The 25,572-nt window shown below is 65.2% G+C and carries 20 protein-coding genes; 2 read left to right on the top strand and 18 right to left on the bottom strand.

Going from position 1 to position 25,572, the window contains the following annotated elements; genetic code table 11:
- Positions 1–10: 10 nt before the first annotated feature.
- From HMPREF3173_RS05830 to speB, 7 genes are all read right to left on the bottom strand, one after another.
- Positions 11–1,081 (bottom strand): sugar phosphate isomerase/epimerase family protein, encoded by a 1,071-nt coding sequence (locus HMPREF3173_RS05830; RefSeq protein ID WP_070571912.1) that lies wholly within the window; start codon positions 1,079–1,081, stop codon positions 11–13.
- A gap of 114 nt (positions 1,082–1,195) precedes the next feature.
- The gene (locus tag HMPREF3173_RS05825) at positions 1,196–2,692 is read right to left on the bottom strand and encodes a MocR-like pyridoxine biosynthesis transcription factor PdxR (RefSeq protein ID WP_070571883.1); all 1,497 of its coding nucleotides are present in this window, start codon (positions 2,690–2,692) and stop codon (positions 1,196–1,198) included.
- Positions 2,693–2,831: 139 nt separating this feature from the next.
- Entirely contained in the window at positions 2,832–4,517 is a 1,686-nt protein-coding gene (gene betA, locus HMPREF3173_RS05820) for a choline dehydrogenase (RefSeq protein WP_070571882.1), read from the bottom strand.
- The gene (locus HMPREF3173_RS05815) at positions 4,514–5,992 is read right to left on the bottom strand and encodes a purine-cytosine permease family protein (protein WP_070571881.1); all 1,479 of its coding nucleotides are present in this window, start codon (positions 5,990–5,992) and stop codon (positions 4,514–4,516) included. The genes betA and HMPREF3173_RS05815 overlap by 4 nt, the downstream gene beginning before the upstream one ends.
- Entirely contained in the window at positions 5,989–6,168 is a 180-nt protein-coding gene (locus tag HMPREF3173_RS05810; RefSeq protein ID WP_070571880.1) for a hypothetical protein, read from the bottom strand. Before HMPREF3173_RS05810 ends, HMPREF3173_RS05815 begins: the two co-directional genes overlap by 4 nt.
- A 96-nt stretch (positions 6,169–6,264) precedes the next feature.
- Complete coding sequence (locus HMPREF3173_RS05805) at positions 6,265–7,773, bottom strand: aldehyde dehydrogenase family protein (protein ID WP_070571879.1); 1,509 nt, start codon at positions 7,771–7,773, stop codon at positions 6,265–6,267.
- A gap of 15 nt (positions 7,774–7,788) precedes the next feature.
- A complete protein-coding gene (gene speB, locus HMPREF3173_RS05800) occupies positions 7,789–8,760 on the bottom strand; it encodes an agmatinase (RefSeq protein WP_070571878.1) in 972 nt (323 codons plus the stop codon).
- 303 nt (positions 8,761–9,063) lie between these two features.
- Here speB and HMPREF3173_RS05795 point away from each other — a divergent pair, with 303 nt between their 5' ends.
- Positions 9,064–9,978 (top strand): LysR family transcriptional regulator, encoded by a 915-nt coding sequence (locus tag HMPREF3173_RS05795; RefSeq protein ID WP_070571911.1) that lies wholly within the window; start codon positions 9,064–9,066, stop codon positions 9,976–9,978.
- 271 nt (positions 9,979–10,249) lie between these two features.
- On the opposite strand, the gene HMPREF3173_RS05790 is transcribed toward HMPREF3173_RS05795, so the two are convergent.
- The 8 genes from HMPREF3173_RS05790 to HMPREF3173_RS05755 form a co-directional block, all read right to left on the bottom strand.
- Complete coding sequence (locus tag HMPREF3173_RS05790; protein ID WP_070571877.1) at positions 10,250–10,705, bottom strand: REP-associated tyrosine transposase; 456 nt, start codon at positions 10,703–10,705, stop codon at positions 10,250–10,252.
- A gap of 162 nt (positions 10,706–10,867) precedes the next feature.
- Positions 10,868–12,508, bottom strand: a complete 1,641-nt coding sequence (locus tag HMPREF3173_RS05785) for a fatty acid--CoA ligase (RefSeq protein ID WP_070571910.1) — start codon at positions 12,506–12,508, stop codon at positions 10,868–10,870.
- Positions 12,509–12,519: 11 nt separating this feature from the next.
- Positions 12,520–14,292: an acyl-CoA dehydrogenase C-terminal domain-containing protein gene (locus HMPREF3173_RS05780; RefSeq protein ID WP_070571876.1), complete on the bottom strand. Its 1,773-nt coding sequence runs from the start codon at positions 14,290–14,292 to the stop codon at positions 12,520–12,522.
- A complete protein-coding gene (locus tag HMPREF3173_RS05775; protein ID WP_070571875.1) occupies positions 14,285–16,759 on the bottom strand; it encodes an efflux RND transporter permease subunit in 2,475 nt (824 codons plus the stop codon). Before HMPREF3173_RS05775 ends, HMPREF3173_RS05780 begins: the two co-directional genes overlap by 8 nt.
- A gap of 28 nt (positions 16,760–16,787) precedes the next feature.
- Positions 16,788–17,855: a WD40/YVTN/BNR-like repeat-containing protein gene (locus tag HMPREF3173_RS05770; RefSeq protein WP_070571874.1), complete on the bottom strand. Its 1,068-nt coding sequence runs from the start codon at positions 17,853–17,855 to the stop codon at positions 16,788–16,790.
- Positions 17,856–17,916: 61 nt separating this feature from the next.
- Positions 17,917–19,278, bottom strand: a complete 1,362-nt coding sequence (locus tag HMPREF3173_RS05765; protein ID WP_043215716.1) for a DUF1329 domain-containing protein — start codon at positions 19,276–19,278, stop codon at positions 17,917–17,919.
- Between the two features lie 18 nt (positions 19,279–19,296).
- On the bottom strand, positions 19,297–21,231 hold the full coding sequence (locus tag HMPREF3173_RS05760; protein ID WP_070571873.1) for a DUF1302 domain-containing protein: 1,935 nt from the start codon (positions 21,229–21,231) through the stop codon (positions 19,297–19,299).
- A gap of 76 nt (positions 21,232–21,307) precedes the next feature.
- Positions 21,308–21,874, bottom strand: a complete 567-nt coding sequence (locus HMPREF3173_RS05755; RefSeq protein ID WP_070571872.1) for an RBBP9/YdeN family alpha/beta hydrolase — start codon at positions 21,872–21,874, stop codon at positions 21,308–21,310.
- Between the two features lie 276 nt (positions 21,875–22,150).
- Between HMPREF3173_RS05755 and HMPREF3173_RS05750 the strand changes: the two genes are divergently transcribed.
- On the top strand, positions 22,151–23,164 hold the full coding sequence (locus HMPREF3173_RS05750; protein ID WP_070571871.1) for an AraC family transcriptional regulator: 1,014 nt from the start codon (positions 22,151–22,153) through the stop codon (positions 23,162–23,164).
- Between the two features lie 32 nt (positions 23,165–23,196).
- Here the strand turns inward: HMPREF3173_RS05750 and HMPREF3173_RS05745 are convergent, their stop codons facing one another.
- Genes HMPREF3173_RS05745 through HMPREF3173_RS05735 form a run of 3 tightly spaced genes read right to left on the bottom strand, consistent with a single transcriptional unit; the run spans position 23,197 to position 25,462 of the window.
- Positions 23,197–23,520 carry a Rieske (2Fe-2S) protein gene (locus tag HMPREF3173_RS05745; protein WP_070571870.1) on the bottom strand — a complete coding sequence of 108 codons (324 nt, stop codon included), beginning with the start codon at positions 23,518–23,520 and terminating at the stop codon, positions 23,197–23,199.
- Complete coding sequence (locus HMPREF3173_RS05740) at positions 23,517–24,158, bottom strand: DsbA family oxidoreductase (RefSeq protein WP_070571869.1); 642 nt, start codon at positions 24,156–24,158, stop codon at positions 23,517–23,519. Before HMPREF3173_RS05740 ends, HMPREF3173_RS05745 begins: the two co-directional genes overlap by 4 nt.
- The gene (locus HMPREF3173_RS05735; RefSeq protein WP_070571868.1) at positions 24,155–25,462 is read right to left on the bottom strand and encodes an MFS transporter; all 1,308 of its coding nucleotides are present in this window, start codon (positions 25,460–25,462) and stop codon (positions 24,155–24,157) included. Before HMPREF3173_RS05735 ends, HMPREF3173_RS05740 begins: the two co-directional genes overlap by 4 nt.
- Positions 25,463–25,572: the final 110 nt, after the last annotated feature.

Here is a 25,572-nt window from a genome sequence, read left to right as displayed (position 1 = left end):
AGGTTGAGGGTCAGGCTACGGCGGCATCGGCCAGGGTCAGTTCGGCCAGCAGGCGCATCTGGGCCAGCAGTTCGCGGACGTAGCGCACCTGGTCATTGGCCCAGCGATGCTCGTCCGCCAGCATCTGCTCCAGGCTGTAGCCGGGCGGCAGCGGGGTTTCGCTCATCTCGCGGTAGACGATGAAGGGGTCGGCCTCCTCGCCCACTTGGCGGAACGCCGGGGCGATGTAGTGGTTTTCCTGCTCGAGGATGAACGCCACCACTTGAGGCGTGGATTCGCCCAGCAGCAACAACTCCAGCAGCATGCGCGCACCAGGCAACTGGTCTTCGGCGCTGCCCTGCAGCACGCCGTAATGGCCAAAGCCATTGGCCTCGGGCACTACGCGCACGCCCTTGAGGTGCACCTGGCGAATGAAGGGCGCCAGGTTCGCCAGCGCAGGCAACGGCTGCTCGCAGGCATTGATCATGTTGCCGAAGTCGAACAAGGCATTGAGCCGTGGATGCCCGACCCGGCGCAGCAAGGTGGCGATCTCGTCGCTCTTGAGCTCTTCGTGCTGCTCGAAGTCGAAGTTCAGGTCGTGCTCGTCGGCCAAGCGCGCCAGGCGGCGCAGGTCGTCCTCGATGATGCCCATCACCCGCGACAGGTGCCCTTCGTAGCGCGAGTACACGCGGATGTTGCGACTGCCGATGGCACGGGCGACAGTCACGGCCTGGTCCACGTCCGCGGGCAGCGTGCTGCTGATCTCCAGGTGCACGTCCAGCCCGAGGCCGCGGGCTTTGTCGGCGAAGGCCGCCAGGCGCTCGGCCGGCATGCGCGACAGGCTGTTGTGCTCGCCATCGAGCAGGTGCAGCGAGAGGCCGTCGAGCCCATGCCGGTAGGCAAAGTCGAGCATGTCCTCGGGGGTGACCCGTCCGTGGGTGAGGTTGGTCAGAAGCGGGTAACCGTGGGCGAACAGCCGCAGACTGTCCAGACGCGCCAGCAGGCGGCGGGCAAGGTCGGCGGTGAGTAGCACGGGCGTGCACGGCGCCTGCGCGTTATGGCCCATGAGCGTGGCGAAACGGGCTTGGATAGGATTCATTATTGTCATTTCCTCAGAGCGATGCCGGGGTGGCCGGCCGTGCCTTTATCGCTCCGAAGTGGCCCCATCCATAGAGCCATTAACCTTTTGTTGGTATAGCCATTTTGAAGCCCGAGCTCAGCCGTGCATGCCCAACGCTTCAAGGGCCTGGGCCAGCTCGCGCACCCGCTGCGCGGCCTGCTCGGCGGGCGTGGCGGCAAAGCCCAGCAGCAGCCCGGGCGGCAGGTAGCGCTGCAGGCAATAGTCGCTCAGCGCATAGGTGTAGACCTGGTGATTACCCAACCCACGGGCCAGGGCGTCATCGTCGACCTGCTCGGGCAACCAGCCGATCAGGTGCAGCCCGGCCTCCACCGGCGCCACCGAAAGAAATCCCCCCAACTGGCCTTGCAGCGCCTCCACCAGGCTGGCCTGGCGCTCTTGGTAGAGCGCGCGCATATGGCGGATGTGCCCGAGAAAATGGCCGTCGAGCATGAAGTCGGCAGTGGTCGCCTGGTGCAGCGTGGAGGGGCTGCGGTCCATCACCGCGCGGATCGCGCAGAACGGCTCGACCAGCGCCTCGGGCAGGATCACATAGCCCAGGCGCAACGATGGGTACAGCACCTTGCTGAAAGTGCCGACGTAGATCACTCGCTGCCCCGGGTCCATGGCGAACAACGCCGGCAGCGGCCGGCCCACGTAGCGGAACTCGCTGTCGCAGTCGTCTTCGACGATCCAGCCCTGGCTGCGAGCGGCCCAGTCGATCAGCTCCTGGCGGCGCGGGTAGCTCATGGTGGTGCCCAGAGGATGCTGGCGTGAGGGCGTGGTGAAGGCCAGGCGCGCCTCAGGGCATTCGCGTATCCCCTGCTGCACGTCCAGCCCCTGCTCGTCGATCCGCAGGGGCACGAGTTGGCAGCCCAATGCCTGGAAGGCGATGCGCGCGGCGATGTGGCCAGGGTCTTCCATCCACACTCGATCATCGGGGTTGAGCAGCAGCATGCCCAGCAGGTTGAACGCCTGCTGGGCACCGGAGGTGATCACCACCTGCTCCACGCTGCACTCGATGCCGCGGGCGTCGAACACGTATTCGACGATGGCCTCGCGCAAGCGCTGCAAGCCTTTGAGCTCGCCGTAGGCCAGCTGGGCTTTGTCCGGTTTGCGCAGGTGGCGGTTCATCAGGCGCTTCCACACCGGCATGGGAAACGCATCGTAGGCCGGATGGCTGGGCAGCAGGGATACCGGGCGCTGCGGATCCCAGGCGCTGTAGGAGATGCCGCTGAAATGCTCGCTGCGCAGCGAATGCACGGCCTGGCTCAGGCTCGACAGCCGCGGGGGGTTGATGGGCAGGTCGGCCTGGGCCACCCTGCCCTGCCATTCGTGGCCCACGTAGGTGCCCGCCCCAGTGCGCGAGGCCAGAAAGCCCTCGGCGGTGAGCAGGTCGAAGGCGTTGAGCAGCGTGATCCGCGACAGCGACAGCTCCTTGCACAGGGTACGGGTGGATGGCAGTCGCGTGCCGCCCGGCAGGCGACCGCTGAGGATCTGCTTGCGCAGTTGCAGGTAGAGTTGGCGGTAGAGCGGGACCGAGCTGCCGCGATCGAGCTCGACGCCGCTGAGCAGCACGCCACCGGGGGTTTTCATGGATTTCGTGTCCTGAGGGCCAGAGGGCTATTGTGCGCTGGCGCTCACCTTCCATGAAACGGGTTTACCCGCGAATGCGATAGTGGATTCACCAACGCTTTCGCTGGTAACCCCGCTCCTACCGTGATCGAAGCGCGGCTCAGGCCCGCACTTTGCGCACGGGCTCAGCGCTACGTTGTTGCTCTTCCCAGCCTTCCACCAGCCCGACCGGCACATCGGCAGGCGCGAGGGGCTGGCGGCCGCGTACCAGGTCCGAGGCGCGTTCGGCGAGCATGATGGTCGGTGCGTTGAGGTTGCCGTTGGGCTCGCTCGGAAACACCGAGGAATCGATCACCCGCAGCCCTTGCAGGCCACGAACACGCAGCTCGGAGTCGACCACCGCCATGTCATCCTCGCCCATCCGGCAGGAACCACAGGGGTGCATGGTGCTTTCCATGTTGGCGCGCACGAAGGCGTCGATCTGCTCATCGGTCTGCACATGGGCCCCCGGCGCGAGTTCCTCGCCCCGGAAGCGGTCCATGGCTGGCTGGGCGATGATCTCCCGAGTCAGGCGCACGCAGCGTCGGAAGCCTTCTTTGTCCTCCTCGCTTTGCAGGTAGTTGAAGCGGATCTCCGGGTGCTGGTACGGGTCGGCCGACAGCGCCCGTACATGGCCGCGGCTCTTGGGCTTGTTGGGCCCGGTGAGCACCATGAAACCATGGCCCTTGAATGGTTTATCGCCGTCATAGCGCATGGCCGCCGGCAGGAAGTGGAACTGGATGTCCGGCCAGCGCAGGCCCTTGGCCGAGCGGATGAAGCCACCGGCCTCGAAGTGGTTGCTCGCCCCCAGGCCATCCTTGAACAGCAGCCAGCGCAGGCCGATCATCGCCTTGCCCAGCAGGTTCATCTTGCCGTTGAGGGTCACCGGCTCCTTGCAGGCGTACTGGATGTAGATTTCCGAGTGATCCTGCAGGTTCTCACCCACACCCGGCAGGTCGTGGCGCACGTCGATGCCGGCCTTCTTCAACACCTCCTGCGGGCCGATGCCGGAGCGCTGCAACAGGTGCGGCGAGCCGATCGGACCGGAGGACACCAGCACTTCGCGATTGCAGTAGACCTTGTGAGTCTTGCCGCCCTCGTCGTATTCGACCCCCACCGCGCGCTTGCCGTCGAGCAGGATGCGCCGGGTCATGGCGTGGGTGACGACGGTGAGGTTCGGCCGGGTCATGGCCGGGCGCAGATAGGCATTGGCGGTGGACCAACGCACGCCATCCTTGACCGTCATGTGCATGGCGCCAAAGCCTTCCTGCATGTAGCCGTTGCAGTCGTCGGTCTTGATGTAGCCGGCCTCGGCGCCGGCCTCCACCCAGGCGCCGTACAACGGGTTCTGCATGTTGTTGCCGTTGTTAGTGGCCAACGGGCCGCTGGCACCGCGGTAGTCGTCACCGCCGAACTTGAACGTCTCGGCGCGCTTGAAGTACGGCAGGCAGTTGCGATAGCTCCAGTTCTTCGCACCCAGGCTTTCCCACTCGTCGAAGTCATGGGCATGGCCGCGGATGTAGACCAGGCCGTTGATCGAGGATGAGCCGCCCAGTACCTTGCCCCGCGGGCAGTGCAGGCGCCGGCCATCGAGGTGGGGCTCGGCGACGGTCTCGTAGCGCCAGTTGTACTTCTTGGTGTTCATCGGCAGCGAGAAGGCGCTGGGCATCTGGATCAGCACACTGCGGTCGCTGCCGCCGAACTCCAGGACCAGCACCGAGGTGCCGGCGTCTTCGGTCAGGCGGTTGGCCAGGACGCAGCCGGCAGAGCCTGCGCCGATGATGATGTAGTCATATCGCTTGTTCATTTGCTGTAGCCCTTTGCTTCGAGGCCTGCTGCCTCGATGTTGCGTTCATTGCCCGTTGGGTAGCCGCCCCAGCCAAAGCGCCTGGCCAGTGCACGGGTCAGCCCGTAGTGCACAAGCCCGGCCAGCAGGCAGGACGGCAGAGAAGCGGTGGCGAAGGTGAAGAAGGTGGTGTTGGCCAAGGTCTGCGGGTTGAACACCACCACGTAGATCACGAAGCCCGCCACCAACGCCACCAGTGCGATGGGGTTGAAGCCGCCGCAAAAGCGCAGTGGCGATGTTTCTTGTGGGGCGTAGAGCTGGCGCAGGTTCACGCGCTGGCGTCGAAGGAAGAAGTAGTCGGCGATGCCGATCCCGGCCAAGGCGCTGTTCAGTGCCGATGTCCACACCAGGAAGATGAAGAAGCCGTCATAGATGCCCGGGAAGAACAGCACGATGGCCACCGGAATCACGCAGAACAGCCCCACCAGCACACCCCAGCGCACACTGCGCAAGCGCTCTGCGGTCACTTGCCGCAAACCGATGACCGCGGTGTAGAGGATGTTGACCATGCCCGTGAGGTTGGCCAGGGCCAGGAAGCCCAGCGCCACCACCCCGAACACCATGCCACCGGCCAGGCGCATCCAGGCGGTCGGGTCGCTGCTGCCCAGCGTCGACGCGGCGAACAGGCTGACGGTCTCGCCCAGGGAGGCGGCGCCGAAGATCCCCACCAGGTTCGGCCAGAAGGCCGTGCGCTGGTTGCTGCACAGGCGCGACAGGTTGCCGATGTAGGGCCACCAGGAGAATCCAGCGGCGATGTTGATCTCCACGGCAATCATGAAGTTGATGCGTGAGTCGGCGAACGGCGGTTGCAGCGCCGGCATGGCCAGCAGTTGGTCCAGGCTGTGGCTGCGGGAGATGAAGTACATCAGCGCCAGCATGATCAGGATCAGGCTGGGCGCGATGATCGCGCTCAGCAAGCGGATCATGTCCGGCCCGCGCATGGCCACCAGCGCCGCCAGCACGATGGCCAGCAAGGCGCCACCGGTCACCAGCCAGCCGTCGCCATCGGGCGGGACTTGCTGCACCAGGGTCTCCAGGTTATCCAACGCACGCCCGCACATCAGCCCCAACACCGCCAGCCAGCCCATGGTGAGCAACACTACCGACAGGATGTAGACCAGGCGGCTGCCATTGAGGCCGAACATGCTGCGCAGGAAGGTGAACTGCTCCACCCCATACTTGCCGCACGGCACGCAGGTGGAAAACGCCGCGAGGATCACCCCCACGATGTTGCCGATGACGATGGCGCAGATCCCTTGCTTGGGGCCGACGAACAGCGCCGTGGCGCCGCCGATCAGAAACACCCAGGTAGCCACGGCCAGCGCGGAGTTGGCATAGGCATACCCCCAGAAACCCCACACGCGCTCGCTGGGCAGCAAGGGGGTGTCGCCGCGTTCAGCGGCCAGGCGCAATTCCTGCTCTCTGGACGGGCTCATGCGTGGCCCCCCCACAGGTAGAAGCCCACCATCACGACCAGGGCGAACACCGCCAGCGCCAGGTAGTCACCGACGCCCATCGCACCCGGCCAATCCGTCCGTCCTTCCAGTTCCTCATAGGCGCACAGGCGCCTTTCCAGATCTTGCGCTCGCTCTACATCTGCCTGGCTGTTCATGGGCATCACCTCGATAGGTTCTTGTTCTTGAAATTCGATGCATCCGATAAATCAGCGCCGCCCGCCAACCTCAGCGGCGCTGGCCAGCCCTGGACCTCAGGGCAAGGTGATCCAGACCGCCTTGGTCTCCAGCAAGAACTCCAGTTGTTCGGCGCCCATGTCCTTGCCATAGCCCGACTGCTTGTAGCCGCCGAAGGGCATGGATGGATCGAGGGTGCTGTGCGCGTTGACATAGACGGTCCCTGCCCGCAGACGTGGGATCAGCCCGTGGACCCGGCCCAGGTCGTTGGAGTAGATCGCCGCGGCCAGGCCGAACACCGAGTCGTTGGCCAGTTCCACGGCCTGCTCCTGGGAGTCGAACGGCTGGGTCACCAGCACCGGGCCGAAGATCTCCTCACGCACGATGCGCATGTCGTGGGTGCAGTTGGCGAAGATCGTCGGCTGCACGAAGAAACCCGGGCCTTGGACCGGCTCGCCACCGTAATACACCTGCGCGCCTTCGGCCTTGCCCAGGGCGATGTACTCCAGCACCCGCTGCTGTTGCTGACGCGACACCATGGGGCTGATGAAGCAATCCGGATCCAGGCCCGGGGCGATCTTGAGCGTTGCGGTGTAGCGCGCCAGCGCTTCCAGGAAGGCCGGGTAGACGCTGCGCTCGATGTAGGCGCGGGTCCCGGCGTCGCACACCTGGCCCGAGTTGAAGAACACGCCGTTAGCCACTGCCTGGGCTGCGGCTTCGATGTCGGCATCGGCGAACACGATCACCGGTGACTTGCCGCCCAGTTCCAGGGTCAGGCGCTTCATCTGGTCCATCGAGGCCTTGCCCACCGAGCAGCCGACTGGGGTGGAGCCGGTGAAGCTCAGCTTGTCGATACCCGGGTGGCTGGTCATGGCATTGCCCACCACGCTACCACGGCCGGTGACGATGTTCACCACGCCGTCGGGCAGCCCGGCTTCCTGCACCAGCTCGGCGAAACGCAGGGCCGAAAGCGAGGTGAGTTCTGCCGGTTTGACCACCACGGTGCAGCCGACCGCAAGGGCCGCGCCCAACTTCCAGGCCATGGTCTGCAGCGGGAAGTTCCACGGCACGATCACCCCGACCACACCAACCGCTTCTTTGCGGGTGTAGGCCAGGTAGTTGCCCGGCAGTGACGGCTCGACGGTGCGGCCATGGATCTTGCTGGCCCAGCCGGCGAAGTAACGGAAGGTGTCGATGGTGCCCTGGATGTCCACGGCGCGCGCCTGGTCGACCGATTTGCCCATGTCGATGGATTCGATCTGCGCCAGCTCCTCGCCGTTGGCCTCGATCAGGTCCGCCAGGCGGTGCAGCACGCGCTCACGCTCCAGCGGCTTGAGCTGGCTCCAGGGGCCGCCGTCGAACTGCGCACGCGCAGCCTTCACCGCACGGTCCAGGTCCTCGGCGGTACCCATGGGAATGCGGGTGAGCACCGCTTCGGTGGAGGGTTCGATCACCTCGGCGGTGGCACCATCGCTGGCCTGCACCCAGGCGCCGCCGATGAACATGTGCTGCTGCTTGGTGAGAAAACGCTGGGTCGCCTCGGAAACACCGAAGGTCTGCAGGTAGGTCTTTACCTTGTTGTCCACGTTGGAAACTCCGGATCAGCGAGCGTTGGCGCGCGCGTGGAAGATGAAGCCGATGCTGTTCATCAGCAGTTGCGCGGCGAGGATGGACGTCACGCCAGCGGGGTCGTAGGCCGGGGCCACTTCCACCAGGTCCATGCCGACGATGCGCCCATTGCTGCGCTTGGCCAGGGCCTGGATGATCTCCAGCACTTCGTAGTACTGGAAGCCGCCATGGCTCGGCGTGCCGGTGCCTGGGGCGATGGACGGATCGAAGCCATCGATGTCGATGGTGATGTAGTAGTCGATGTCCTGGGGGATCTTCGCCAGCACGCCTTCGACGCCCAGGCGGCGTACGTCGCGCACCGAGAGAATGTTCGAGCCGGCATCGCGGGCGGCGTCGTAGTCGTCGCGGTTGGAAGACGACACGTTGCGGATGCCCATCTGGGTCATGCCGGTGATGTTCGACAGCTCCGAGGCACGGCGCAGGGGGTTGCCATGGCCATAACGCACGCCGTGGCGCTCGTCGACGAAGTCCAGGTGAGCATCGAAGTGGATGATGTGGATCGGATCGCGCCCTTCGAAGGCCTTGATGACCGGCGCATGGATCGAGTGATCGCCGCCCAGCACGACCGGCATGGCGCCGCTGGCAAGGATCTGGCGCACGGCCGACTCGATGTTGGCGTTGCTGGTGGCCATGTCGGTGTGGACGATGTCGGCATCCCCCACATCGACCATGCGCACTTGGTCTTCGGTCAGGTAGGTGGCGTCATCTTCGTGGTCATAGGCGCCGGAATGGCCGAAGGAGAACAGCGTGGACGCCTCGCGGATGCCGCGCGGTCCGAAACGTGCGCCGGAGCGCCACTGGGTGCCCATGTCGTTGGGCGCGCCGAGGATCGCGACATCGGCGTCGATGGCATTCCAGTCGGTGCAGATGGGCGACTTGGCGAACGTGCAGTGCCCCACGAAGGGCAGGTTCAGGCGGCCGGATTCATAACCATGCTTTGCCATGTTAGAGCTTCTCCACATTTCTTGTTCTGGTCAGGAGACGGGGCGACTGTGCGACACCGTTGAGGCCACTATGGGCCCGGCTCGGCCTTGGAAAAATGCGCAAGTCCAGATGCATACATCGGCTGCGCCGAAGTATCTGGCGCGGCCGATGTCTGCATCTGTTCAGACCGACGCTGCCGCAGGCGTTTTGCCAAATGCCGGGATTGCGGTTGCTCTGCGTAGAGGGTTAGCTTTGGCAAAAACACATTCAGCCGAGCGTTCATATCAGCAGCCTGCGATGTGACCTCGGCCCGGGAGGCCGCGGTGATCCAGCTCCACGATGTCGATCTGAAGCTCCTCAGGGTGTTCGCTACCATCGTCAAGTGCGGCGGGTTTTCCGCGGCGCAGGCGGCGCTGAACACCGGCCAGTCGACCATCAGCGAACAGATGACGCACCTGGAGACCCGCCTGGGCGTCAAGCTCTGCCAGCGCGGGCGCAGCGGCTTTCGCCTCACCGAGCAGGGCGTGGCGATCCATGAAGCCACCCTGCGGCTTTTGAGTGCGGTGGAAAGCTTCTGCCTGGACGCCGACGTGCTCAAGCAGCACATCAGCGGCCAGCTGAACCTGGGGATCATCGACTCCACGCTGACCGACCCCGACTCACCGGTGCCACGCACCACCCAGCGCTTCGTCTCACGCGGCCATGATGCCCAGTTGAACATTTACATCGGCGCCCCGGCGGAGCTCGAAGAGCGGGTGCTGGACGGGCGCCTGCACCTAGCGATCGGGCACTTTCCCCTACGGGTGCCGGGGCTGTCCTACCTGCCGCTGTATAACGAAGCCCTGGGGCTGTACTGCGGCCGTCGCCACCCGCTGTTCGCCAGCAAACCGGCCAACGGGCGCCTGCTCGAAGAGGTGCGCGCCTGCCGGATCGTGGTGCGCGGCTACATGCAGCAGTACGACCTGACTCAGTTGGGCATGAGCAAGGCCGATGCCACCGTGGAGAACATCGAGGCAGCGGCGATCTTGATCATCTCCGGGGCCTATATCGGGTTCTTGCCGGTGCACTTCGCCGAGCAGTGGGTCAAGACCGGCGAGATGTACCGCCTGGGCGCCAACGCCCTGGACCTCACCTCCCCCTTCGACGTCATCACCCGACGCGGCGTGACCCCGCCGCCGATCCTGCAGGCGTTTCTGGAGGACCTGAACACGTGCATGTACCAGCCCGGGCTTGCGTGAATCCAGATCGAGCAGTGGTTGGTTTTGAGGTTGTGGGTTTATCCATTTGACGTGGCGACGCTCGTTCACCTTTGCGCCCTTACGGCGGTGCCTGGGCTGGCGTTATTTCATTCAGTGGTTTTTGAGGTGAACTTTTTGGCGCATTCGCGGGTAAACCCGCTCCCACAAGGATCGCGTCGCTCTTGGGGTTGTGTTGCGCCTGTCAGACCGGGCGCAAACGTTAGGACGACGCGATACCTGCGGGTTTACCCGCGAAGAGCGCACCACGGATTCAAAGCCAGACTGCATCCCAGTGCGGATACTCCCTGATGCTACTCACCAAGCCCGCACGCAGCGGGTTGGCCACCATGTACCTGGCCACTGCCTTCACCTCCTCCTCCCGACGCAGCGCCCGGTCTTGGTAGCTCGGTTGCCAAATCGGATGATCTTCAACACCTGACTGATGCAAGGTACGGCTTGAGCGCGACTTGAACCTGCGCATCAAGGTGCCCAGCGTTGCAACCTCCAGTTCGATCAACCAATGAAGATGATCCGGCATTACCACCCATGCCAACGATCGACAGGCCTGCTCCTGGTCCAACAGACGTAGATGGTGAATCACCAGGCGAGCCGGTTGAAGATTGCAAAACAACGGTTTGCGACGATGCGTGACAGTGGTCAACAGGTACAACCTGCCAGGCGCCGAGTAGCGGCCACGGCGCAGCAGGTGGGATTTGGCGAGAGGCATTGGATCTTCCTTGAATCAGGTCTCGCCTTAAGCCTAGTGATTCGGTCGAGCTGCCCAAGTGGGGAATGGTTTCTGGATATGCTTGTGTTGTCCTCTTCGCGGGTAAACCCACCTGGTCCGCGCAGGCCCTTGTGGTGGGTTTACCCGCGAAAAGCCCAGTGCCTAAAGGCAGGTTTGGCGGATGCGCTTCTTGTCGATCTTGCCCACGCTGGTCTTGGGGATTTGGTCCACGAAACGCACCTGCCGGGGTACGGCCCACTTGTTCAGCCGCCCGCTGTCGACGTATTGCTGCAGATGCCGGGCAAGGGCTGGCTGGTCCAGCGTCACGCCGTCGGTGCAGACCACCAAGGCCAGCGGCTGCTCACCCCAGCGTTCGTCCGGCAGGCCGATCACGGCGACCGAGTCGACGCCGGGGTGCTGGCTGATCAGGCTTTCCAACTCTACCGAACTGATCCACTCGCCTCCGGTCTTGATCACGTCCTTGATCCGGTCGCGGATGCGCATCACCCCGTGCGCGTCGATGCACGCCAGATCGCCCGTGTGCAACCAGCCGCCGGTCCAGAGCGCGGCGCCTTGCTCGGGCGCGTTCAGGTAGCCCTGGGTCAGCCAGGGCGCACGCACCACCACTTCGCCGAGGGTTTCGCCGTCATGGGCCACGTCTTGGCCCTCGCCATCGACGATGCGCAGATCCACCAACGGGATCGGCACGCCGGCCGCGATGCGCAGGGGAACCTGCTGCGCCATGGGCAGCGCCAAGTCTTCGGCGCTCAGGCAGGTCAGGCTGAGCAATGGGCAGGTTTCGGACATGCCGTAACCGCAATGAACGCGAATCCCCCGCTCGCTGGCTCGCTGGGCCAGGCCCTGGGTCAGGGCGCTGCCGCCCAGGAGCATCTTCCAACCCTTGAGGTCTGTGCGCTTGCCCTCTTCGCAGTCGAGCATCATCTGCAGCAAGGTGGGCACGCAATGGGAGAAACTCACCCCTTCGTCACGGTACAGGCGCACCAACTGATTGGCCTCGTAACGCCCGGGATAGACCTGCTTGATACCCAGCGCCGTGGCCACATAGGGCACGCCCCAGGCATGCACATGGAACATTGGCGTGATCGGCATGTACACATCGCCCGTGCGCAACAGCGGCTCGCCGCCACAGGCGGCGAGCGTGCCCAGTTCGTTGAGGGTGTGCAGCACCAGCTGGCGATGGGTGAAGTACACGCCCTTTGGATCGCCAGTGGTGCCGGTGGTGTAGAACAGCGTCGCGACGGAGTTTTCATCGAAATCGGGGAAGTCGAAGTGGCTGTCCACCGCCGCCAGCAAGGCCTCGTACTCGCCCACCAACGGCAGGCCGCTCACCGGCGCCAGGCCTTCGCCGAGGCGGATGAAGCGCTCGACCGTGCTCAACTCGCCGTGCAGTTGTTCCATCAGCGGCAGGAAGTCGTCATGCACCAGCACCAACCGGTCTTCGGCGTGGTTCATGGTGTAGCGGATCTGCTCGGTGGACAGGCGCACGTTGACCGTGTGCAGCACCGCGCCGATCATCGGCACGGCGAAGAAGCACTCCAGCGCCCGGTGGCTGTCCCAATCGAGCAAGGCCACGGTATCTCCCGGGCGCACGCCGGCCTCGGTGAGCACATTGGCCAGGCGCTGGATGCGCGTTTGCAAGGTGGTGTAGCTGTAGCGCAACTGGTCGGCGTAGACGATCTCCTGCCCCGGCTGGTAGCGCACGCCCGACAGCAGCAGGCGCTTGATCAGCAGCGGGTAGGTGTAGGCCTCGGCCGCCGGTGCGATGACGCGAGTCTTGATCATGGTGCCCTCCATCACAGCTGCGCCTCGTCGAGCAGATAGAGGCTGTCGCTGCCGGCCTTGATCACGGCGCTGAGCGAATGGATGCGCGGCAGCATGCGAGCGAAGTAGAACCGCGCCGTGCCCAGCTTGCTTTGGTAGAACGCGCCCTCCTGCGCCATGGCCACATCGGCCATCCGCGCCCACAGGTAGGCGTACAGCGTGTAGCCGAAGGCGTGCAGGTACTCCACCGCCGCCGCGCCGATTTCTCGCGGGTTGCCCTGGGCGCGATCGAGCACCCAGGCAGTCAGTTCGTCCAGGTTGTCCAGCGCGGCCAGCAACGGCGTGCGGAACTCGCCGCGCGACGGCGCCAGGCCTTGGGCGAATGCGCGCATCTCATTGGACAGCAACTGGTAGCTGCGCCCGCCGTCGGCGACCAACTTGCGGCCTACCAGGTCCAGGGCCTGGATGCCATTGGCGCCCTCGTAGATCTGGGTGATGCGGCAGTCGCGGATCAACTGCTCCTGGCCCCACTCGCGGATATAGCCATGGCCGCCGAACACCTGCTGGCCATGCACCGTCGTCTCCAGCCCCATGTCGGTCAGAAACGCCTTGGCCACCGGCGTCAGCAACGCCACGCGGGCCTCGGCCTGGCCGCGCACGTCGGCTTGCTCGCTGTACTTGGCCACGTCCAGTTGCTGCGCCACATAGGTGGAAAACGCCCGCCCACCTTCGTTGAGTGCCTTCATGGTCAACAGCATGCGGCGCACGTCCGGGTGCACGATGATCGGGTCGGCCGCCTTGTCGGGCGCCTCGGGGCCGGTGGCCGCGCGGCCCTGCAGGCGGTCCCGGGCATAGGCCACGGCGTTCTGGTAGGAACGTTCGCCCAGGGCCAGGCCCTGGATGCCGACGCCCAGGCGCTCGTAGTTCATCATGGTGAACATGGCGTTCAGGCCCTTGTTCGCCTCCCCCACCAGGTAGCCGAGAGCACCGTCGAAGTTCATCACGCAGGTGGCCGAGGCTTTGATGCCCATCTTGTGCTCGATGGAGCCACAACTGACCGCGTTGGCCCCGCCCAGCTCACCATCGTCCTCGACCAGCATCTTGGGCACTAGGAACAAGGAGATCCCCTTGGCACCGGCCGGTGCGTCAGGCAGCTTGGCCAGCACCAGATGGATGATGTTTTCGGTCAGGTCCTGCTCGCCGCCGGTGATGAAGATCTTGGTACCGGTGATGCGGTAGCGACCATCGGCCTGGGGCTCGGCGCGGGTGCGGATCAGGCCCAGGTCGGTACCAGCGTGGGGCTCGGTCAGGCACATCGAACCGGTCCAGCGACCCTCGTACATCGGCGGCAGGTAGCGGGCCTTGAGCGCTTCGCTGGCATGGTTGAGCAGCGACAGGCAGGCGCCGGCCGTGAGCATCGGGTACAGGCCGAACGACAGGTTGGCGGCGTTGAGCATTTCCTCGACCTGGGCGCCGATCACCTTGGGCATGCCCATGCCACCAAACGCCGGGGCGCCCGTCACACCCACCCAGCCATCGGCCGCGTAGGTCCGGTAGGCGTCGACGAAGCCATCCGGGGTCGTCACCGTGCCGGCCTCGAAGCGACAGCCTTGTTCGTCGCCGCTGCGGTTGAGCGGCGCCACGACCTGGGCGATGACCTTACCAGCCTGTTCGAGCACGGCCTTGGCGGTATCGGCATCGACCTGCTCCACCAGTGCAGGCGTCTGCGCCCACCAGGCCGGGATATCGAAGACTTCGTTGAACAGAAAATCCATATCGCGCAAAGGCGCAAGGTAATCAGACATGAGACGAACACTCGGCTTCTTGGTTGTTGGAGTGCAGCCCACCTTGGGTGCGGGGGCCGGTGACGGTCGCCCGGACCTCGTCGCCGGGCAGGAGGAAGTACGACAGCGCCGGGATCAGCACCAGCGCGCCGAGCATGTTCCACAGGAACATGAAGGTCAGCAGCAGGCCCATGTCGGCCTGGAACTTGATCGGTGACCAGGCCCAGCCCACCACACCGGCGGCCAAGGTGATGCCCACCAGGCCCACGACCCGGCCGGTGAAGGCCACCGCGTTCTGGTAGGCCTGGGCCAGCGAGAGGCCCTTGCGCTGGTAGTGCAGTTGCACGCTGAGCAGGTACAGGGCGTAATCCACTCCGATACCCACGCCCAGGGCGATCACTGGCAAGGTGGCGACCTTCACACCAATGCCCATGGCCACCATCAGTGCCTCGCACAGCACCGAGGTGAGCATCAGCGGCAGTACCGCTACCAAAGTGGCGCGCCAGCTGCGGAACGTCACCAGGCAGAACAGCGTGACGGCCAGGTACACCAGCAACAGCATGGTGCGGTTGGCCTCGCGCACCACGATGTTGGTGGCGGCCTCGATCCCGGCGCTGCCGGCGGCCAGCAGGAACTGCCGATCATCACTGCTGTTGGCCTGGGCGAAGCGCTCGGCGGCAGCCACCACCTCGTCCAGGGTGTCGGCCTTGTGGTCCTTGAGGTAGGCGATCACCGGCATCAGCGAGCAATCGTTGTTGAACAGCTCAGGGGCATTGACCGAGGCCTGCTGCGCGGCGTAGTTGAGCACATCCTGGTTGCGCTGGATGCTGTTGAGCTTGGGGTTGCCCTCGTAGGTACCGGCGGTGATCTGGCGCACGGCGTTGGTCAGCGACAGCGTGGTCTGCACCCCTGGCAGCTGTTGCAACTCCCAGGCCAGGCGATCGGCCAACACCAACGTCTGGTAGCGCAGACAGCCTTCAGGCGCGGTCTTGACCATGACCGCGAAGGTGTCGCTGGAGAGCGCGTAATGGTCGGTGATGTAGGCGTTGTCGCGGTTGTAGCGCGAGTCGGCGTGCAGCTCCGGGGCGCCGCTGTCCAGATCGCCGATCTTCAGTTGCAGGCTGGTCCACAGCCCCCCTGCCCCCATTGCCACGGACACCAGCACCGCCGCCGTGGCCCACTTGCGCTCGGTAAAGCGGTCTAGCACATCCCACAGTTTGCCGAAGCCCCGGTGCGCGGCGGCGCGCGAATCGATGCGCAAGGCGCGCTCGGCAGCCTTGCGTCCGACACCGATGTACGACAGCGCCACCGGCATCAACAGCAGCGAGGTGAAGATCAGCACCGCCACGCCGATGCTGGCGGTGATGGCCAGGTCCTTGATTACCGGAATGTCGATCAGCATCAGCACGGCAAAACCCACCGCGTCGGCCAGCAGCGCCGTCACCCCGGCCACGAACAGGCGGCGGAAGGTGTAGCGAGCCGCGACCTGGCGGTGGGTGCCGCGCCCGATGTCCTGCATGATGCCGTTCATCTTCTGCGCGGCGTGGGACACGCCGATGGCGAAGATCAAGAACGGCACCAGAATCGAGTACGGATCGATCGCGTAGCCCAGCCAGGCGACGATGCCCAACTGCCAGACCACCGCGGTCAGCGAGCACAACACCACCAGCAAGGTACTGCGCACGCAGCGGGTGTACAGGTAGATGATCACCAGACTCGTGACCACTGCCAGGGCGAAGAACAGCATCACCTGGATCAAACCGTCGATCAGGTCGCCCATCAGCTTGGCGAAGCCGATCACGTGGACCTTGTAGGGGCCGGCCGCTTCGTAGTGGCTGCGCAGCTGTTCGAGCTGACGGGAGAACGCGTGGTAGTCCACGCCACGGCCGGTGGCCGAATCCCGGTCGAGCAGCGGCACCACCAGCATGCTCGACTTGAAGTCGCGGGCCACCAGGCTGCCGACGATGTTGGCGCGCTCGATGTTCTGACGCAGTTGCTCGATATCCGCCTGGGCACCCTGGTAGCCGTCCGGCATCACCGGGCCGCCCTGGAAGCCCTCTTCAGTGACCTCGGCCCAGCGCACCGCCGGGCTCCACAACGACTTCATCCAGGCGCGGTCCACGCCCTGGCTGAGAAACAACTCGTCGTTGATGTGCCGCAGCGCCTGCAGGTAGGCCGGGTCGAAGATGTCGCCCTCGGTGGTCTCCACCACCACCCGCAACGAATTGCCCAGGCCGCGCAGGGACTGGCGGTTGTCCAGGTAGTTCTGGATGTAGGGGTGGCTCTGCGGAATCATCTTCTCGAAGCTTGGACGCAGCTCCAGGCGGGTCAGCGCCACATAGCCCAGTACCAGCGTGGCCAGGCACATGGCGAGCACGAACGCCAAGCGATGGTTGAACACCAGGCGCTCCAGCCCGTTGCCCGAGCGCGTGTCGAAGTCTTCGAGGTTGCGGATCACCGGCAGGGTGTCTTGTTGGATATCGGCCATCAGGGTTTTCTCTTGTTAGGGACGGCGCTTACTGGAGCGCCAGCGTGCGTACGCCGCGCTCGCCCACCAGCACCAGGTCGGTGGCGGTGTCAAATGCGCTGGCACTCACGGGAGTGCGCGAGGCTTGGCGCACCAGGATGAAACTGGCGCCCCCATCGCGGCTTTGCAGCAGGTCACCGGCCTGGCTCGACAGCCAGAACTGGCCGTTGCTGTCCTGGCTGGCAGCGGTGAGGCTGGTGGCCAGGCCCGTGTTCACCGGCTGCCAGTTCAGGCCGCCATCGGTGCTGCGGTAGGCATGGCCGCGCAGCCCGTAGGCCAGCAGCACCCCCGCTTTGCCGGTGATGCCGAAGAACGTGCCGCTGTAGGGCGTGGTCAGCCGGGTGAAACGCTGGCCGGCGGCATCGAGCTTGAGCAGCAGGCCCTGCTCGCCGGTGATGTACAGCGCGCCGTCGATCTGGGCCAGGCTGGTCAGGTGCAGGCCCTGGGGGTTGTCGCTGCGCTCGAGCCAGGGCGTCCAGCTGCGCCCGCCGTCAGTGGTGTGCAGCAGCAGATTGAACACGCCGACGGCAAAGCCGTGCTGTTCATCGGTGAACCACACATCCAGCAGCGGCTTGTCAGCACCTTCGGCCACAAGGCGCTCGCCCTCGGCCACCCAGGCGGCCCAGCGCTCATCCTGCGGGGCGGCCTGGGCCTGGGCGCGGTACCAGGCGAGTACTTGCTCTGCGAGCACGCGACCGTCCAGCTGTTTTTCCCAATGCTCACCGCCATCGCCGCTGTGCAGGATCACCCCGTCGTTGCCCACGGCCCAGCCACTGCGGGGAGTGGGAAAGCTCACAGCATTGAGGTCGGCGCTGACCGGTACCTGAGCCTGCTGCCAGTGCGCGCCGTGGTCATCGGAATACACGATGTGCCCACGGGGGCCGACAGCCACCAACCGCTCACCGGCACGGCCCACATCGCGCAAGGAGCTGACCGGCGCCAGCGCGCTGGGCATCGCTGGCAGGTCCAGCACATCCACGTAGGGCGCGGCCTGGGCCAGGCCATGCAGGGCGGCACAGAGCATCAGCACCTGGGCGCTTGATTTGAAGACAGACATCCTGAACCTCCCGATTCGTCGGACGAGGCCTGCGCAAGGCAACCGCGCAAGCCCCAGGCACTCAGCGAATACCGGCCCCCGCCAGGGACTCGGGCGACCATTGGGTCTTGGACAGGGGGTCGATGTAGCGGATACCGCCGTAGGCACCGACCACGCCATTGAGGTTGTAGGTGCCACCGATCAGGTCGTAGATCATGAACGGCGTGGCATCGGGGGTGGTCTTGTCGTAGCTCTGGGTGAGGAAGGCGAACGAGCCACGGTACAGCTGGCCACGGGCGTCGTACTGGTCCGAGGCCAGGGCGACCCAGCTGTCTTCATCGAGGTAGAAGCGACGCTTGTGGTAGATGTGGCGCGCGCCGTCCTTGAGCTTGCCCTCCACCACCCAGACCCGGTGCTTCTCCCAGCGCACGAACTGCGGCGCCAGGTGGTTGGGCGTGGTCAGCTGGCTGACATCGGTGTTGTAGGTCAGCTTGTAGGTGTTGTACGGCACGTACATTTCCTGCTTGCCCACCAGGGTCCAATCGTAGCGGTCCAGGGCGCCGTTGAAGACGAACACGTCATCGTAGGTGCCCGAGCCCGAAGTGCCCGGGTTGGGTGTGTCGTAAGCCAGGTTCGGCGCCAGCTTCACCCGGCGCTGGCCCGGCAGGTACTGCCAGGCGCTACGTGGCTGGGCCAGGGGGTTGGCGGCGTCGCGCAGCATCATCGCTTCGCCGGCGCGGCGGGCTGGGGCGGTGTACACCAGTTTCATCTGGTAGTAGGTGTCCTTGGCGCCGATGGTCTTGCCCATGTCCTCATAGACCGGGTAGCTGATGTTGGCCTGGCCTGTGGTGGACAAGGTGGCCTTGCCGGCCGCATCGACGTTCCAGGAGTCGTACTTGGCGGTCATGCTCACGCCCTGGTAGCGCAGCAGGAAGTTCCACATGGCCTCGGCGCCGGTCTGCGGAATCGGGAACGGGATGCCCGGCAGCACGTTGTCCACCGCGGTACCGCCTTCCTGGCTGCGGGCGCCGGTGGCGTTCTTGAGGGTGTTGTCCAGCACCGGCTGCGGCAATGCGACGGTGCGGTGTGTCGGGTAGACATCCACCTGGAAGGTCGGGAAGCGCTTGAGCAGCTCCAGGGTGGTGGCGGTGAGCTGCGCCTTGTACTGCTCGGCGTTGGCAGCGTTGATCACCAGCAGCGGCTTCTCGCTGGCGAAGGGGTCCGGGCGCATGCTAGCGCCCTGCTGGTAGCTGGCCGGCGGGGTGACCAGGCCGCCCTGGTAGGCCGGGATGCTGCCGTCGGCGCTGGCAGCCTTTTCGGCCCCCACCGACGTCAGGCTGGTGCCCAGGCGCGCGGCCTGGTCACTGGAGACTGCCGCCTGGGCGACATTGAGGGCGAGCAGCGACAGGCACGAGGCCAGCAGGGTGTTGTGCAACGTTTTCATGATTGGGGGTTCCTGTACTCAGAAGGTGGTCTTGAGGGTCAGGTAGAGCGCACCACGGTCCTCGGTGGTGGCGCCGCCACCGGAGAAGGAGGCGTAGCCGCCGCCATAGCAGGTGTAATCCTGCTCACCATCCAGGGCATTGGGGGTCGAGCCGTCGGTCTGGCCGTCCTTGCAGGACTCGGCCTTGCCGAAGCTGTCGACGTATTTGAGATCGACGAAATACTGGTTGTAGAGCGCTGCGCTCACACCGACGGCGTAGTTGCCGGTGTCTTCGGCGCCACCGCCCTGGACCGGCGACACACCGTCCAGGCCGACGTTGATCGACAGCGGCAGGCTCATGTCCACGCCGGAGAACACCTGGTACCAGGTGGGGGTGAAGTTGACCGCAATGCCCCAGTTGTCACGGGTGGGCTTGTCGATGCCGCGGTAGCTGCCCTTGCCCTTGTACAAGGCCTCGTTGTGGCTATCGAGCTTGAGCAGGTTGCTGTAGAACAGCTCGCCCAACAGGGTCGCGGAGTCGAACAGCGGCGTGTCGCCGATGCTCATCAGCCCGTTGAGGGTCCAGTGCAGGGTGTCGCCGGTGGCGCTCATGCTGTCGCCATCGTGTGGGGTCTCGTAGACCACGCCGCTGCTGGGCAGGCGCGGCGGCAACAGGCCGAAGCCATTGCCCAGGCCGCCCTGGCCGGGCGCGCTGACGATCGCCGGGATGCTCGACAGCGGCATGTTGTGGCGGATGTTCAGGTCGCTGCCGACGCTGATGCCACCGACGTCCTTGGACAGGCTCAGGCCATAGATGTCGATATCGTCGGCATAGGCGAACTGGTACGTGGCGCTCTGTAGCGAGTTGTACAGGTTGCCCACGGCGCCCGGCAGCCCGGCTGGCGGGTTGCCGAACGGGCCGCGAGCGACGGTCAGGCCGCGGGCATCGAGCCAGGCCTGGGGCAGGATCTCCGAGCTCTTGCGGTAGTAGAAGCCCAAGGTGCCATCCAGCCATTCGGGCGACCATTTGGCCATGACGCCCCAGTCGCCGCGCTTGCGCGGGGTGAGGTCGTGGCCACGGCGAATGTTGGTCAAGGCGCCCTGCACCGGAATCAGCCCCGGGGTGCCGGTGTGACCGAGCAGGAAGCTCTGGGCGCCCTCGCCTACCAGGTCCGAGCCGCCGTAATAGGTGCCCGCTTCCGGCAGTCGGGCGGCGTTCCAATCCAGGAAGTACTGGGCGCCCAGGGTCAGTTCGGGATTGACCAAAAACGAGGCCGACAGCTGGTTACGCGGCACGAACAGCTCCTTGGCCTCGGTGCCGGGCGAGGCCGCAAGCTTGGCCAGGTCCAGGCCGGACTGCCCATAACTCAGCGAATGCACCGGGTTGAGCAGGGTCTCGCCCCAGAACAGGTTGTGCTGGCCGAGTTTGCCGCTGAGTTCGGACGCCTCGCCCACCTCGGTGCGCATGAACACGAACGCATCGAGCACTTCACCGGACGGCCCGCTGTAGTAGCGCTGGGCGTAGTTGCTCAGGTGCGGGCTGCCCAGCGGCACACCGGTGCCGGGCAGGCCATTGAGGCTGGGGTTGATGCCCGATTGCTCGCCGTTGCCGTTGACGAAGGGGTTGGCATTGGAGCCGGTGTTGTCGTAGGCCTTGTCGTACCAGCTGGCGGCGCTGACACGAAAGCCCATGCGCTGCTGATAGATCACATCCAGTTCAGTCAGCAGGTCGACCCGGTTGGTGATGGTGGTACCGGCCTTGCGGAAGTTGTAGTCGCCGTCGTTGTTGTTCGGCGTGGCCAGCATGCGCTTGTCGGCGCTCTGGGTGCGGACGCCGTAGTTGTACTTGACGGTGTTGTCCAGGCGAACGGACCAGTCCTCATGGCCGGTATCGACTTCGAAGGCCTGGGCACCAGGCAAGGTGAGCAGGCCAACGGTGCAGACCAGCAGACAGTGGGTGCGTGACTTGGGCATTGCGTGACTCCGGTTATTGTTATTGTTCTGTTCACCGCCCGTCGTGCGCGGGCGTTGGTCAAGCGGTATTGCGGTATCAGCGGTCGAGTTGTTGGATCAGCGCCTCGGCCTGGGGCCAGGGGCCAAAACCGGCAGCCGGGTTGAGATGGCCGACCGCGCCCAGCGCCAGCAACTCGCTGCCCCAGGCCTTGGCCATGGCGACGGCGGCGTCCAGGCTGGCCAGGTGATCGTTGCTGCTGGCCGCGACGATGCTGGGGAACGGCAACGGCGCGAGCGGCAAGGGTGTCCAGCCGTTTTCCTGCAGGCGTTCGGGGCTTGGGTAGGCGGCGGGCCACTGGGCCTGCAAGTCCGGCGGTGCGGCCAGCAGCGCGCCCTTGATCGGCCGCTGATGGCGCGCCGCCCAGTGGGCAACCATCAGCACCCCGGCGCTGTGGGCCACCAGCACCACATCGCCGTCGATCTGCTCGATCTCGCGCTGGATTGCCTCGACCCGGGCATTGCAGTCCAGGCCATTGATCTCCAGCGGCGGCACCGTACGCACCTTGGCCAGGCGTGCGTGGAGCAAGGTCTGCCAATGCTCGGCAACGTGCTCGCGCAGGCCGGGAACGATCAAGACGGTCGCGTTGGTATGCAGTTTTTCCACGTCGGCACCTCAGCCAGGGGTGGTGCGCCACCTGGTCGCAGGGGCGCGTTGGACCTCACAGTAATGAGCGGTCCAGCCAGGCGCTTTACATTGGGCGTCAGTGACTTTTCATTTGATGACAGCGACTTTGCCGGGGGTCGACATCGCCTGGGTTATGGGGAAATGGCCGAAATTTCCAGACCAACAGCAGCTTCTCATTTGGTGACACCCGAGCTATAAGAAGAGACCCGTGGGCCGTCGCGGGTCACCTAATGAGAACGCGTGGAAAACAATAAAATGACCGCCCTCGTACGTGCTGCAAGCCTGACCAACTACCTCGAAGTGTCCCGTCATGTGGGGCTGAACCCCCATGCCTTGCTGGCCCAGGTCGGGCTCAGCGCCAGCCTTCTGGACGACCCCAACCAGCGCATCCCAGCCGCCACGGTGATCGCCTTGCTGGAGGCTTCGGCACAGGCCAGCCAGTGCGAGACCTTCGGCCTGCGCATGGCGGAACTGCGCCAACTGTCGGACTTCGGCGAGATCAGCCTGCTGCTCAGCCACCAGCGCACCCTGCGCGATGCCTTGCAGGTAATCGTGCAGTATCGGCACTTGCTCAACGATGCCTTGGCCATCCATGTCGAGGAAGCCGGCAAGACGGTGATCATTCGCGAAGAGGTGGTCACCGACCGCGCCCACGGCAGTCGCCAGGCCACGGAGCTGGCCATCGGCGTGATGCTGCGCCTGTGCGCGGCCCTGCTGGGCGCGCATTGGCGGCCGATCAGCGCCAACTTCACCCACACCGCGCCCGCCGATCCGACCATCCACCGGCGTATCTTCGGCTGCAAGCTGGTGTTCGGCAGTGAGTTCAACGGCATCGTGTGCCCGGCGACCGACCTTGACACCACCACCCCACTGGCCAACGAAGCCATGGCACGCCTGGCCCAGCGCTACCTGGACACCCTGCAGGCCAGCGGCACACCGTCGCTGGAGCTGGAAATGCGCAAGACCATCTACCTGCTGCTGCCCATGGGCCGCGCTACCATCGAACAGGTGGCGCAGACCCAAGGCATGAACGTGCGCACGCTACAGCGGCGCCTGGAGGACTGTGGCGTGACCTTCAGTGACCTGGTCAACGGCGTGCGCCGCGACCTGGTGCTGCGCTACCTGGAGAACCCCAATTATTCGCTGGGACGCATTGCCGACATGCTCGGCTATTCGATGCCCAGCTCCTTCACCCGCTGGTTCATCGCCCAGTTCGGCATGCCGCCGGCCAGCTGGCGGGCCAGTCATCCGCCCTCGGCGGCGCATTGAAGTGCTTGGGGCCGCAGCGCAGCCCCGGGGGATCAGCAGGCCACCTCGGCCTCGATCAGGATGAACACGGCCTCCCCTTCCCGCTCCACCGGATAACGGGCCACCTTTAGCACCGTGGAATTGAGCAGGTACCCGCTGGTCAGGTCGAAGCGAAGCCCATGGGCGCAGCACTGGATAATGCGTCCTTCCAGGCGCCCACCGCACAACGAGGCCCCCTGGTGCGGGCAACTGTCGTCGATGACATAGAGCACACCCTCGACATCGAACAAGGCCAGGCTTTTATCCTGATACTCGAACAACGCCCTGCCGTTACGCGGCGGCAACTTGCCCGGAGGCACCGCGACACGCCGGCTCATGCCGGTTGCGCTTCGCACAAGGCCTCGAACAACACATCAGCAGGTTGCGCGCCCGACACCACTCGACGCCGGTCGACGACAAAACACGGCACCCCACCCGCCGCCCGCCCCTGCTCGCCCATGAATGGCCGTGCATCCTCGCGCAGGCAATCGGCAACCTGCGCGTGCATCAGGCCACAGCCCTGGGCGATGGCGAGCAAGGTCGTGCGATCGCCCAGGTCCTGCCCTTCATGGAAATACGCCGCGAACAATCGCATCAGCAAGGCATCGGCCTGTTGCCGGTTGCCCAGCGCCTGCACGCGCTGCAACAGACGATGGGCATTGGCGGTATTGGGCATGCGCCGGATCCGGGCAAATTCGATGTGCTCACCCACCGCGCTCGCCGCGTCGCGCACCTGGGCCTGGCGCTGGCGCACCGCTTCGTCGCTGCCCAGCCGCTCGCGGTAGAACGCCTCGAACGGCACCCCTTCAGCAGCAAGGCCAGGCAGCAACTGCACACCCTGCCAGTGCACCCGGACCTGGCGCTGCGGCTGCTCGCGACGCAACCGCGCCAGGGCCTGGTCCAGGTGGCGCTGGCCAATCAGGCACCACGGGCAAATGAAGTCAAAGAACACATCCAACGTCACCGTCTGCATCATGGCTGCGCTCCAGGGACCAGGGTCGGCTCGTTGTCCTGCAGACGGGCCATGTCCCGGTGGTAGTGACGCTTGGCGATGAAGAACACCAGCGCAGCGCCAAGGCTCATCAGCGGTACCAACTGCATCGCCGCGTGCAGGCCAAGCACATCGGATACGCGCCCGGTGATCAACGGTCCGGTGGCCAGGCCCAGCAGGTTGTTGGCCAAGGTCAGGGTGGCGAACGCCGTGCCGTGCACCGAATAGTGAGTCAGGTTCGCGACCATCGCACTGGACGGCCCGCTGGTGCCTGCCGCGACCATCATCCCCAGGCAGATCAGCACCAGTTGCGCCGTGCCCATGGGCAAGGCGAAGGCCACCGACAGCAGCAGGCAACTGCCCAGGCAATAGGCAATGGCCAGGCTGATCTTGCGGTCCTGGCGCACACGCCCCAGGCGGTCGCAGAGCATAGCGCAGAGGATCATGCCCACACCGCTGCACAGCACGATGATCGCGGCGATCACCCCGGCCCGGTCGGTGCCCATGGCGTAGTAGCGGCTCAGGTAGCTGGGCATCCACACGATCACCGTGCCGCCGACGAACAGCTGCAGGCCGCTGCCGACATAGGCGGCGATCACCGAGCGGCTGCTGTACAGGGTGCGCAACGGCCGGGCTGCCTTGCACAGGGCCTTGTCCAGCCGCCGCGGCGCGACCTTGGCCTCCTTGACCACCATCGGATAGATCAGGGCCAGCAGCAACCCGAACAACGCCATGCCGGCGAACGACCAACGCCAGCCGAAATGCTCGGCCAGCACCCCGCCCAGAGCCATGCCCAACACCGAGCCGAACATGCCACCAGCCATGAAGGCGCCCGCCAGGGTGGCGCGCATGTCACGGGGGAATACCGCGACCACCACGGCGATGCCGACGCTGCCGTAGGCAGCCTCGCCCACCCCCACCAGAAACCGCGCCACGAACATCTGCGGGTAGTTCTGCGCCAGGGCGCAGCCCAAGGTGGCCAGGCTCCAGAGCACGGCCATCAGCACCAGGCTGCGGACCCGGCCGAAGCGGTCGGCTAGCAGCGACAACGGAAAGGTCAGAAGCCCCACCATCAGCGCGACAATGCCGCTGAGCAGCCCCAGCTGGCTGTCGCTCAGGACCCATTCTTGCTTGAGCAGAGGAAAGACCGCATTGAGTACCTGTCGCGACATGTAGTCGGAGATCAACAGGCCAAAGGTCAAGGCAAAGACCACCCAGGCATAGCGCCTGGATATGCCACGGGAAGTGTCAGCGTCATCGTCTGCGGCGCTGGCGAGATAGGCGGCCATGCTGCCTCCTTGGGGTATCTGGCGTGGATGTTGTTTTTGTTGTTATGAGATGAAGCCAAAAAACCTGGGCCGCCTCTAAAGACGCGGTCTTGCGCCGCGATAGGGCTGCA

The sequence above is a fragment of the Pseudomonas sp. HMSC08G10 genome, assembly GCF_001808425.1.
In the GTDB taxonomy this organism is placed as follows: domain Bacteria; phylum Pseudomonadota; class Gammaproteobacteria; order Pseudomonadales; family Pseudomonadaceae; genus Aquipseudomonas; species Aquipseudomonas guariconensis.
The sequence above is the reverse complement of the archived record's forward strand: the minus strand, read 5'-3'. Positions and strand labels throughout refer to the sequence as shown.